Here is a 12,448-nt window from a genome sequence, read left to right as displayed (position 1 = left end):
GCAAAAAAGAATGGCGAATGAATTAAAACGTACACCTCTATTTGAAGAATACGCGAAATATGGTGCAAAAACAGTTGACTTCGGTGGATGGGAATTACCTGTTCAATTCTCTTCTATTAAAGAAGAACATGATGCAGTGCGTAATCGTGCAGGCTTATTTGATGTATCACATATGGGAGAGATTTTAGTAACTGGTCCTGATGCATTAGGTTTTTTACAAAATCTTTTATCAAATGATGTATCAAAAATTGTTGACGGTCAAGCGCAGTACACGGCAATGTGCTACGAAGATGGTGGCGTTGTTGATGATTTATTAACATATAAATTAGCTGACAATCACTATTTATTATGTGTCAACGCAGCTAACATTGAAAAAGACTATGATTGGATGATGGAAAATCAACATCAATATGATGTGACGATTGATAACCAATCAGATGCCTACGCACAAATTGCTCTTCAAGGACCACTAGCAGAAGAAGTTCTTCAATCCCTTACTTCGACTGATGTAAGTGCCATTAAATTTTTCCGCTTCCAAGAGAATGTGGAGGTTGCAGGACATAAAGTATTAGTTTCTCGCAGTGGCTACACAGGTGAAGATGGCTTTGAATTATATGGCGCTCCAGAAGACATCAAAGCGCTTTGGGGTAAAATTTTAGAGGCAGGTCATGAAAAAGGTGTTGTTCCAGCTGGACTAGGATGTCGTGATACACTTCGTTTTGAAGCGGGGCTACCACTATATGGTCAAGAGCTATCAGCAACAATTTCTCCTCTAGAGGCTGGTATTGGCTTCGCTGTGAAATTAAATAAAGAAGGCTTCATTGGTCATGAAGCATTAGTAGCTCAAAAGGAAAATGGTCTACCACGCAAACTTGTAGGCATTGAAATGATTGATAAAGGCATTCCACGCCATGGCTACAAAGTGTTTAAGGATGGTCAAGAAATCGGTGAAGTGACAACTGGTACACAGCTTCCTTCATCTAAACGTAATGTTGGTCACGCTTTAATTGACAGTCAATTCGCAACAGTCGGAACTGAGCTAGAAATTGAAATTCGCGGTAAACACTTAAAGGTAATAACAGTAGAAACACCGTTTTACAAGCGTTCAAAATAATAGTTGAAAAGAGGGACCTACATTTATGAAACATCGTTATTTACCTATGACGGAGCAAGATCAAAAAGAAATGTTAGACGTAATCGGTGTATCCTCAGTCGATGAGTTATTTGAGGATATTCCTGAGAAAGTCCGTTTTAAAGGCCTTTATGATATTAAAGAAGCAAAATCAGAATCTGCTTTATTAAAAGAGTTAACGGCACTTGCTGCTAAAAATAAGGACACAAATGCCAACGTATCATTTTTAGGTGCAGGTGTTTATAACCACTATAAACCAGTGATCGTAGACCATGTTATTTCTCGTTCAGAATTCTATACAGCTTATACACCATATCAGCCAGAGATTTCACAAGGTGAGCTACAAGCCATCTTTGAATTCCAAACGATGATTGCTGAGCTAACGGGAATGGATCTTGCTAACTCTTCTATGTATGACGGTGGTACAGCCTTGGCAGAAGCGGGTATGTTGGCAGCTGGTCATACGCGTCGCAAGAAAATTTTAGTGTCAGAAGCAGTGCACCCAGAATATCGCGATGTTGTTGCTACATATGCCTATGGTCAATCCATTGATATCGTGACTATCCCGCAAAAAGATGGTGTGACAGATGTGGATGCATTAAAAGAGTTAATCGATGACAACACAGCAGCTGTTATTGCACAATATCCAAACTTCTTTGGCCAAGTGGAAGATATCCAAGTGATCGGGGATATTGCACATGCTGCAAAAAGCTTACTCGTTGTATCTTCTAACCCATTGGCATTAGGAATTTTAACGCCTCCTGGCAAGCTTGGTGCTGATATTTGTGTAGGTGATGCGCAAGTATTTGGTATTTCTGAAGCTTTCGGCGGCCCACACTGTGGTTTCTTTGCAGTGACAACAAAATTGATGCGTAAGGTACCAGGACGTCTTGTTGGTGAAACAGTGGATGGTGAAGGCCGTCGTGGATACGTATTAACACTACAAGCACGTGAACAACATATCCGTCGTGATAAAGCAACTTCGAATATTTGCTCGAACCAAGCACTACTTGCACTTGCGGCTTCTGTAGCGATGACAGCTCTAGGAAAACAAGGAATTCGTGAAATGGCTACTCAAAATATCGCGAAAACACGTTATGCAAAAAATGCCTTTGAAGCAGCAGGCTTTACAGTAGCATTCCAAGGTGCACACTTCAATGAAATCGTTGTGAAAACGAATAAATGTGTGAAGGAAATCAATAAAGGCTTAATCGAAAAGGGTATTATCGGTGGCTATCCTTTAGGTCAAAATTATGACTCTCTTAAAAATCATGTGCTAATCGCAGTAACTGAATTACGCACGAAAGAAGAAATTGATGCACTTGTTGCAGAAATGGGGGCTCTTAATGCATAACGAAAATCAATCACTCATTTTTGAAATTTCAAAAGAAGGTCGCGTTGGCTATAGTTTAGAAGCACTAGATGTGCCTGAGGTAGACCTAGCAGATTTATTACCTGCAAACTTAGTACGTTCAGAGGCAGCAGAACTACCTGAAGTGTCTGAGCTTGATATTATGCGTCATTATACAGCACTTTCTCGTAGAAACCATGGAGTAGACTCTGGCTTCTATCCGCTTGGCTCTTGTACGATGAAATATAATCCGAAAATTAACGAAACAGTTGCACGTCTTTCGGGCTTTGCAAATGTTCACCCATTACAGGATGAATCAACAGCACAAGGGGCAATGGAGCTTCTTTATGATCTTCAAACTTCTTTAGTAGAAATTACAGGGATGGATGAAGTTACATTACAACCAGCAGCAGGTGCTCATGGTGAATGGACAGCGTTAATGATGATTCGTGCCTTCCATGAAGCAAATGGTGAAGGACACCGTAACAAGGTAATCGTTCCTGATTCAGCTCACGGTACAAACCCAGCATCTGCGACAGTAGCAGGCTTTGAAACAATCACTGTTAAATCAGATGAAAATGGCTTAGTTGATATCGAAGACCTTCGCAAAGTAGTAGGTTCTGATACAGCAGCACTAATGTTAACGAATCCGAATACACTAGGGTTGTTTGAAGAAAACATTATCGAAATGGCAGAGCTAATTCACTCTGTAGGCGGTAAAGTGTACTATGATGGTGCGAACCTCAATGCTGTAATGAGTAAAGCACGTCCTGGCGATATGGGCTTTGACTGTGTGCATTTAAATCTACACAAAACATTTACAGGCCCACATGGTGGCGGTGGTCCAGGTTCTGGTCCAGTAGGTGTAAAAGCAGATTTAATTCCATTCCTACCAAAACCAGTATTAGTAAGAACTGAAGAAGGCACATACCACTTTGACTACGATCGTCCACAATCAATCGGACGCGTAAAACCTTACTATGGTAACTTTGGTATCAATGTTCGTGCTTATACGTACATTCGTACAATGGGTCCTGATGGTTTAAAAGCTGTTACAGAATATGCTGTATTAAACGCCAACTACATGATGCGTCGCTTAGAGCCATTCTACGATCTACCATATAACCGTCACTGTAAACATGAATTTGTCTTATCAGGTCGTCGTCAGAAGAAACTAGGCGTTCGTACATTAGACATCGCAAAACGTCTGTTAGACTTTGGCTACCATCCACCAACAACATACTTCCCATTAAATGTGGAAGAGGCATTGATGATTGAGCCAACTGAAACAGAATCTAAAGAAACATTAGATGCATTCTGTGATGTAATGATTCAAATTGCGAAAGAAGCAGAAGAAAATCCATCAATTGTTCAAGAAGCACCTCATACAACAGTCGTATCTCGTCTAGACGAAACTCGTGCTGCTCGTACACCAGTGCTTCGTTATCAAAAAGCATAGTCTACAAAACCGTTCACGTTCATGTGAGCGGTTTTTTTGCATCTTAAATTACAGGCTAAACGAATCTTCAATTGATTATGAAAATCTGAGTATCTTACAAGAGAAGTGCCAAGTAATGAAAAATTAAAAGTTGATGGGAGTTTCGTTGATAAGTATATAAGATTGGTGTTAAAAGACTCTGATCTTGATTTATTTCTATTAAACGATTTAAACTTGGTAGATACCTGTTTTGTTCAGAAAAATTTAAATCTGTGAAAAATTCCATCTTAAAGGGATTCAATTTAAGGACTTAGAGTTAGTGCCTAACTATCTACAATCGAAAGTATAATTAATAAAATCCACCTTATTAAGCACAAGATAGGGTTAGGTTGGTTCTATTAAGGGGGGAAAGTGATGGAAGAAGATATCAAGTTTGGTAATAGTCTATTATACTATAAATGTGATAATATTGAATTTTTAAAAGGTTATGGTCAATTATATACAGAATTTGATGATGGTGTTGCAACTAGGCAGATCAATATAATAAAAAACGATATGTACTGTTCTTCATCATTGCACGATTGGAACGAAGATATTGGATTTTTATTGTATGACGGACATATCGATAGTTTAGATGTAAGCGATAGTGTACCTATTACAAGATTAGACTTTGAGAATAAATGGCAGGAGGGAATTATAGCTAACAAATCTCCAATAAACTACTTAAAGGGCGATGCATCTCTTCCTTTAAAAGAACATACACTCATTATTCATGTTGTCAATATTTTAGGAAAATGGGGAAAAGGCTTTGTTTTATCTTTATCAAAGCAATTCCCTATTGCTAAAAATGATTATGTAAAATGGTCGAAGGATAAAAAAACTTTTGGGTTAGGAGAGGTTCAGTTTGTATGTGTAGACCAGCAGAAAGCTACTTTTGTTGCCAATATGCTTGCACAGCATGGTGTGAGGAAAAATGATAAAGATCGTACAACCTATATTGATTATGATGTGCTTCGTTTATGTTTAAGAAAAGTTGCGAGGTTTGCCTTAAAAAATAGATTATCGATACAGATGCCTAAAATTGGTTCAGGTTTAGCTGGAGGAGATTGGAGAGAGATCGAAAAAATAATAAATGAGGAATTGATTTATTATAAAATTAAATGTACTGTTTTTGAATTGTGATAAATTAAATATTAAAGTTAGGGGTGGCATCTATGGTAGATACAAAATTGAGGGAGCGGGTGTTTGACACTTTATACGGTGGGATTATCGGTGATCTAATGGGCGTACCTGTTGAGTTTAAACAAAGAGGGACTTTCCATATGCAAGATGTGATGGGGTACGGTACTTACAATCAGCCACCTGGTACTTGGTCTGATGATACTTCTTTAACACTCTGCCTGGTCGAGAACATTATTGAAAATGGGGATACCAAAACATTAATGAATAAATTTGTACAATACATGGAGCAGGGCTATCTCACACCATTTGGCGAAATGTTTGATATTGGAATTACTACAGCTGAAGCCGTTTCGAACTATAAAAAAGGTGTTCCGCCAGCAAAATGTGGTAAAACGGGCGAGTTTGATAATGGCAATGGTACGTTAATGAGAATTGCTCCTTTAGTATTCGTTGTCATGCATGAGGTAGATTTTACTAAAAGAAAAGAATTAGTTCATCAGTATACAGAGATTACTCATGGTCACCCACGTTCCATAGTAGGGTCCATCATTTACATTGAACTATTATTAAGCTTATACCGAAATAATTCACTAGAAGTGGCCTTAAAAGAGGTCTTTGAACTACTTCAAAATAATTTACAAAATGAAATGAAAGCAGAGTTAAATGCTTATGCAAGGATTTTTCATGAAAACTTTTTAAATACGCCTGAAGACGAGATTCAATCGAGTGGCTATATTGTTCATTCGTTAGAAGCGGCTATTTGGTGTGTAGGTAATTCTACAACATTTAAAGAAGCGATTCTGATGGCAGTTAATTTAGGAGAAGATACGGACACCGTTGCAGCAATTACAGGATCGATCGCGGGAATGTATAAACAGTTGGACAATATTCCAGAAGAATGGTTAGGTAAAATTGTCAGTAAACAAAAGGTTGATGCCTTAATCCTGGCGTTTTATGAATTTTGTGCAGCGCAGACGTAAAAAAGTTTATTGGAAAGGACGGTGACGACATGTTACCTATACATAATAGCTATACAGCAAATCCACCAGCAACAGATCACCAAATTGTGCACATAGAACATAGGCTGAATTGCCAACTTCCGAGTGCGTATACACTTGTATTAAAGGAAAGTAACGGTTTATCGTTTACGAATGGCGTGTTCATTTATGGTACAGAGGAAGTAATAGAAAGAAACCAGACTTGGGAAGTGGAGGAATATGCAAAAGGCTATATTGCAATTGGTGATGATAGTGGAGGAATGGTCTTTTTAATGGACATAAAGGCAGAGGATTATCGTGTTTTAGCAGTAGATAGTGGTGATATGAACCCAAAGCATGCAACATTGATTACTTGTGATTTCTACAAGTGGCTACAAGAAGGGTGTCGGTATTAGCAAAAGAGAAAAATGAAAAGCTTCTTCCTACTAGAAGGAAGGAGCTTTTCATTTGTTTTTATGTCTATTAATGGAGAAAAATAATTGAAAATAAAGCAAAATTATTACGTAATCTATTATTTTTTGAATTTTTTAGAAAATTATGTTGAATTATTGGAGAGAGGTAGTATAATGAAAATATAGTTACATAAATGGTTAATAATTCCTTATTAAGAGGAATTATTGGCAAAAAATAGTGACTATAAACTAAAAAAATGAAGAAATGAGGCGATTTTAATGATTAACATGATTCAGTATTTAGAGCAAAATCCGACGTTAGTGACATTGTTAAAAGAAAAAAAAGCTTCTCTCATTGGTGTAACAGCATTAGAACAAAAGGCAATATTGGATTCGTTTGATGAAGATTTCTGTTCTCAAAGTTTAATTTGGTACTAAAATATTTTATAAATAAACCTATATGGATAGCTATAAGTTTTTATTTATTTATTGGTTTATATTTAATTAATGTAACTTATAGCTCTCCTTCAATAAATATTGAAATTCAAGAAGAAGACGGCCAATGGTTCGTAAAGAAGCCATATTTTAAAAAATGGGCAGATAATCATCAAATAATGCTAGGGGATATTGTTTTAGAAGTTAATGGTACGCACACAGAAAATGTTTCTAATCTAGAATATGATTCTGTGATTAGAGCAGCAAATGAATTAGTAATAAAAAAGCCAGATGGCCAGATATTAGTGGTGAAAATAAGGCATTTAGATATTCCTCAACAATTCTATTATGTGTTAGTTATTCCTTCTTGTTATTTTCTACTCACTTTATTTATTACTTTATATATTAAATACAAACAAAAAAATTCTAACTTAATTAAATTACTTATTTTATTTATCCTTACTGTTTCTCTGGCATATGTTAGTAGCGGTGCTTCAAGCCGACTAGATCCTATTGGAATAATAGTAAATAGAAGCAGTATGTTGTTATGTTTAGTAATTTTAATACATTTTTTAAAAGAGTACTTTTATTTTCTGAATCTCAAATGGATATTTTTTGAAAATGTAAAAATACTTTATTTAATTCCTATATCTGCTGTTATACTTAGTTTTTTTAGTATAATAATTCCATATACACATTACCACCATTCTTATATTGTACTTGGTATTTTCTTTCTACTCTTGGTGACCTTATTAACCATTATGATAGTCGGGTATCTAAAATATAAAGTACCTCAACTAAAAGTTCTGTTGAGTAGTGTTTTTATACCATTTTTACCTTTTCTTTTTATGTACGCTTTACCTGTAATAGTATTTAATAGGTATATACTTTCTGCAGAAATTTGTTCTCTATTCTTAATGCTTATTCCTTTTAGTTTTATCTTTACACAACTTACTGAACGTATATTTGATATGGAGTATTTTATTTCACGATTACGATATTACTTCAATTTCTCATTTGGATTTACTATGTGGTTGTTAATAGGACTATATTTACTCACTGATCTTTCAATTACGCGCATGACGGAGATTTTCTTTTTTGCCTTTCTATCGTTAATGGCGTTGTTCTACATTAAAGAGCGGATTGATTATCGTAAGCGGAAAATTTTATTTTCTACAAAAGGCGACTACATCCACCGCTTGTATACGACCGTTGAGAGTATTGGTAGAGTGGTGAAAATTGAGGACTTATTGGAGAAATTTGTACAGGAGGTTGTGGTTCAGCTTGAAATGGAAAGTGTGTATGTGCTCACATATGATTTTCAAACACATCAAGTTACCTTAACAAATAAATCCAAAGAATACACGCAGCATCAAATAGATGAGGTACTAGTCGAACGATTAGGCTTGGGAGATATTAAAAAGACAGATCATTTCTATATCGCCTTTATTCATCAGGATGTGAACTATAAACGAATCCTTGTTGTGGATCATAATAAAACGATTTATCTCAAGGACGAGGAACTGCTCTGGCTAGAATTATTGCTGCTCTATTTAAATAATTTTATCGAAAACACAAAAATGGTTGAGGAGCTTTTAAATCAGTTAAAGCATATGAAAGAAGCTGATAATCGACAGCTACCATGGCTCAATAAATTACTCTGGCTAAGGTTCGAGGAAGAAAAATATCAGTTAGCACAGGAACTTCATGATACGATTTTACAAGAACAACTGCACATTGCAAGGGAAATGGATGTCCTCATGCATACCAAAGATAAAGAGGAGATCCCATCTAAACTTATAAAGCTTCATGAACATATGATTATCTCTCTGAATGATTTGAGGGGCTATTGCGAAAACTTAAAGCCACCTCTATTAGATACATTGGGCTTAAATGCAGCCCTTGAAAAACTAATACAGAAAATTCATAAACGGGCTAATTTTGTTTTGATATATACGATTGACCGCCTCTATTTAGAGGATGAGCGTTTAAATTTAATGATTTATCGACTGTTCCAAGAATTATTAAACAATGCGTTAAAACATTCCTATGCTAATACAGTTGAAATACATTTATTGGGCACCGAAGAGGGATTCCAAATTTTGTATAGCGATGATGGTGTTGGTTGTAATATAGATGATATTCTACTTGCCGATTCTATGGGCATACAAGGCATGCAGGAGCGCGTTCAAGCTTTTAATGGGAAATTCGCATTAGATAGCAAAGTAGGAGAAGGGATGACGATTCGTATCCAAGTAAGTGAAACCCAACATACGAATCCCTATACCTATAAGACCCTGACCCGACCAACTTATATGATACGAGGATAACCAGATGAAGCGGAAGCATAAGTGCATATATTTTTTTAATACCTTTTAATCTCTTCGTAGAGGCTACGAATGTGGGTTAGAAGGCTTTTGTTTGAAAAGTATTTATTTATAATCAAAAATGATAAAACGTTATCAAAAAAATATTATTTGTTAAATAGTAAATCAGGAAAAAATACACTTTTTAGAGTATTTACCTAATATTCAAGGAAATTATGGCCATATGACCGATATAATTCAGGAGAAGGATTGAGGAGGTCAATAGATTTGAATAAAAAATTATTTTTAACAGCAGCAGCTATTCCTGTTGCACTTATCGTTCCCACTGTAGCAGGTGCGGCCGAAACAGTTTCAGTCACTGGAGAAAATATTGTCAATGCAACATTAAAAGTAGAAAAATTACCAAATGATTCAATCGTCAATGCCTATCAATGGTATTATCTAGAGGAAATTACTGGTGAAGAGGGTTCAACAAATAAGCCCATCTCGGGAGCAACATCTATTTCCTTAAAAGTGCCTGTTGAAGCAGCTGGAAAAAGCATTTTTGTGGAAGCAACTACGACAGACGGTAAAAAATTTAAAAGTGCACCGCGCACTATTCAGCCATTAGAGCTCGATATCACCATTCCAACGTTAGAAGGTCAATCCGCTGGTTTTGTAGCACCTGGAGAAACAGTGAAAGTAGCTGGTATTACTGTAACTGATAAGAATGGTGCAAAATTGCAAAGTGATCAAATTACATATAGTTATCAATGGTTTTATAAATTAGGCGATAACTCCTTTACTATCATAGAGGGAGCTGCAGGTAGTACATATACGATTCCGAAGGATGCCATTGAAAAGGATATTAAAAATATTGCTGTCACTGTCAAAGCAAAAGTGGGTCTTTCTTTTGCGGAATCTAAACTATCTGATACCATCACAGTCTCTAAACAACCCACTGATACTTTAACGAAAGAGATTAAAGCTTTACTGGTCAATGATAATAAATACAATGTATCAAGTTTAGCAGAATTTAGTGCTAAAGTTGCGGAACTAGAAAAAAACTATCAATCCTTATCAGCGGCAGCTAAAGGTAATGTGTCTAATTATGATGTCTTAAAGCGAGCACTTGCTGATGTTGAATTAATAACTAAGTTAAATGAAAAATGGAGTAAAATAGAGACTAGTAATGAAAAAGAAATAAAGGAACTAGAAGAGGCTTATAATAAGCTAGATCTGTTACAGCGTAGCTTAGATGTAGATGAGACCCTATATACGAGCATTAAAAATCTATTAAACGAGCCAAATGATCTTGAAGAGATAAAAGAAGTCAGAAAACTCAATCAAGCTATTATTAATTTATTATCTTATGAAAATTCACTTGTGAAATATGTAGCTTCGGATGTTGATTCCTTACAAGCGAGCGTAAAGACAATCGAAGCAGATATTGAGAAATTATCACAAAGCTACCGAGCCGCTGTTCAAAACCAAGCAATTTTGTCTGAGGCTAAATCGGATATTAAAAAGGTCGAGCAATTCATTAAATCATTTGATAAATTAGCTACAAATAGTACGCCTAATAAACAAGTGACGACTGCTAAATCAATACGTACAGCCTATGAAAAATTAACGTATAAACAATTAAAATTAGTGCCAGATGTGTATGTGCAGCGTTTGACTACAGCAGAACGTGCAGAAGAAAGCCAAATTATAAATTTAAATAATGTTATAGATAGCTATATTAGTGATGATGTTTATCCGTTCAATCCGTCTGCTGGTTCATGGCAAAGTCATGTCAATAATGTTAATCAAATGATCAAGGAATATAAGAGCTTAACAAAAGCCTCCGCAGCACAAATTAATGGCTACGATAGTCTTGTTACCTTACAGAAAGATTTAAAAGCAGCTGAGAAAGTAATTAAAGATATGGATGCCTATCAAAAATTATCTGCAACAACTGGTGTAACGGAAAGTAAACTTAATTCAAGCTATACAAGTACTTTAAAAGCTTATAATAATCTTACAAATTTACAGCAATCACTTGTATATAATGCTGAAGAATTTTTACTAAACACGCCAAAGATTTCAGTTGATGGCAATGGTAAAGTGCCTACTGATAAAGCAGCAGCAGAGGCGTTAAAGGCGGATATAGCCAAATTTGCGGATGTTATGAAATATTCATTCAATCAATTAGAAACCGCTGTTAATACAGCTTCTGAATCCTATAAAAAATTGTCTTCAGCTGCAAGAAAATACGTGACAAATTATTATTTATTAACAGCAGCAAATAAGGATATTACAGGAGTAAAATCATTCTATAAAAAAATACAGACTGCTAGAGAAGAAACAGATGCTGCGAAAAAGGCTAAAAAAATTGAAACAGTGCAAAAAGCTTATGCGAAATTACCTGCGAATCAGCAGCATTTAGCAAAAGAACAATATGAAGCTTTATTAAAAAATCAAAATATAGATGAAAATGCATCGAAAATTACACAGCTAAATAATGATATTGCCACAATTGTTTCCAATAATCTCTATGTCGTAACGATTGAACGTATTAAAAATCTTTCTACACAATATAGTAGCCTTAGTTCAAGTGAGAAAAAACTGATTACGAACTATGATATTTTAAAAACTGCGCTTGCAGACGTGAAAAAAGTGGAAAGCTTTATGAAGACCTATGAGAAATCCTTTGCTTCAAATCCAAGCACTGTGATCAAGGCATATGAAAAGCTTACATCTAAACAAGTGAGCCTGATTGATGCAGGAACTAGACAATTGATCATTGATAAGCAAAAAGGACAACAGCAAACGAATGAAAATGCATTGTCATTAATTGAATCCATCAATTCACTTCTTGTAAAAGGTGAATATATCAACGGTTTACAGGAGAAAGTAAGTGAAATCCGTAAAGCCTATGATGCTCTGAGTGATGCTGATAAGAAGGTTGTTAAAAATTATTCGAAGCTCACGCAAGCAGAGGGTGATTTGAAGAAGGTTGAAGAGGTGCATGCTATATACGAACCAACAGGGAGCAGTAATGATGTTGCACGTAAAGCATGGCAAACAGCCTATGGAAAGCTCTCTAAAAGATTAGAGTTACTCTATACAAACATGTATCCAACCGAGCAATAATTGTTACTTCCAGATGGCCTCGAATAGTTTTCGAGGCTTTTCTTTATACATAAGATTTGTCTAGTAATTTGATTGT

9 protein-coding genes are annotated in these 12,448 nt (G+C 35.6%); all 9 read left to right on the top strand.

The window, feature by feature from the left end; translation table 11 throughout:
• Positions 1-10: 10 nt before the first annotated feature.
• Positions 11-1,114 (top strand): glycine cleavage system aminomethyltransferase GcvT, encoded by a 1,104-nt coding sequence (gene gcvT / locus BFM98_RS01610; protein ID WP_066036355.1) that lies wholly within the window; start codon positions 11-13, stop codon positions 1,112-1,114.
• Positions 1,115-1,139: 25 nt separating this feature from the next.
• On the top strand, positions 1,140-2,486 hold the full coding sequence (gcvPA, locus tag BFM98_RS01605) for an aminomethyl-transferring glycine dehydrogenase subunit GcvPA (protein ID WP_004231057.1): 1,347 nt from the start codon (positions 1,140-1,142) through the stop codon (positions 2,484-2,486).
• Positions 2,479-3,942: an aminomethyl-transferring glycine dehydrogenase subunit GcvPB gene (gene gcvPB, locus BFM98_RS01600; protein ID WP_048392265.1), complete on the top strand. Its 1,464-nt coding sequence runs from the start codon at positions 2,479-2,481 to the stop codon at positions 3,940-3,942. The genes gcvPA and gcvPB overlap by 8 nt, the downstream gene beginning before the upstream one ends.
• A 393-nt stretch (positions 3,943-4,335) precedes the next feature.
• The gene (locus BFM98_RS01595) at positions 4,336-5,103 is read left to right on the top strand and encodes a macro domain-containing protein (protein WP_066036354.1); all 768 of its coding nucleotides are present in this window, start codon (positions 4,336-4,338) and stop codon (positions 5,101-5,103) included.
• Between the two features lie 32 nt (positions 5,104-5,135).
• Positions 5,136-6,083: an ADP-ribosylglycohydrolase family protein gene (locus BFM98_RS01590; RefSeq protein ID WP_066036353.1), complete on the top strand. Its 948-nt coding sequence runs from the start codon at positions 5,136-5,138 to the stop codon at positions 6,081-6,083.
• Positions 6,084-6,112: 29 nt separating this feature from the next.
• Positions 6,113-6,496 carry an SMI1/KNR4 family protein gene (locus tag BFM98_RS01585; protein WP_066036352.1) on the top strand — a complete coding sequence of 128 codons (384 nt, stop codon included), beginning with the start codon at positions 6,113-6,115 and terminating at the stop codon, positions 6,494-6,496.
• Between the two features lie 276 nt (positions 6,497-6,772).
• Entirely contained in the window at positions 6,773-6,931 is a 159-nt protein-coding gene (gene comX / locus BFM98_RS01580; RefSeq protein WP_009370188.1) for a competence pheromone ComX, read from the top strand.
• Positions 6,922-9,258: an ATP-binding protein gene (locus BFM98_RS01575; protein ID WP_066036351.1), complete on the top strand. Its 2,337-nt coding sequence runs from the start codon at positions 6,922-6,924 to the stop codon at positions 9,256-9,258. Before comX ends, BFM98_RS01575 begins: the two co-directional genes overlap by 10 nt.
• A gap of 264 nt (positions 9,259-9,522) precedes the next feature.
• Positions 9,523-12,372, top strand: a complete 2,850-nt coding sequence (locus BFM98_RS01570) for a hypothetical protein (protein WP_066036350.1) — start codon at positions 9,523-9,525, stop codon at positions 12,370-12,372.
• Positions 12,373-12,448 lie beyond the last annotated feature (76 nt).

The sequence above is a fragment of the Lysinibacillus sp. AR18-8 genome, from assembly GCF_001705465.1.
Taxonomy (GTDB): domain Bacteria; phylum Bacillota; class Bacilli; order Bacillales_A; family Planococcaceae; genus Lysinibacillus; species Lysinibacillus capsici.
This window is presented reverse-complemented; position numbering and strand designations above follow the sequence as displayed.

What these genes read in the sequence shown, in the direction of transcription:
- gcvT (WP_066036355.1), top strand. Translation starts at nt 11, where the DNA reads ATGGCGAATGAATTAAAACGTACACCTCTATTTGAAGAATACGCGAAA.
- gcvPA (WP_004231057.1), top strand. Translation starts at nt 1,140, where the DNA reads ATGAAACATCGTTATTTACCTATGACGGAGCAAGATCAAAAAGAAATG.
- gcvPB (WP_048392265.1), top strand. Translation starts at nt 2,479, where the DNA reads ATGCATAACGAAAATCAATCACTCATTTTTGAAATTTCAAAAGAAGGT.
- BFM98_RS01595 (WP_066036354.1), top strand. Translation starts at nt 4,336, where the DNA reads ATGGAAGAAGATATCAAGTTTGGTAATAGTCTATTATACTATAAATGT.
- BFM98_RS01590 (WP_066036353.1), top strand. Translation starts at nt 5,136, where the DNA reads ATGGTAGATACAAAATTGAGGGAGCGGGTGTTTGACACTTTATACGGT.
- BFM98_RS01585 (WP_066036352.1), top strand. Translation starts at nt 6,113, where the DNA reads ATGTTACCTATACATAATAGCTATACAGCAAATCCACCAGCAACAGAT.
- comX (WP_009370188.1), top strand. Translation starts at nt 6,773, where the DNA reads ATGATTAACATGATTCAGTATTTAGAGCAAAATCCGACGTTAGTGACA.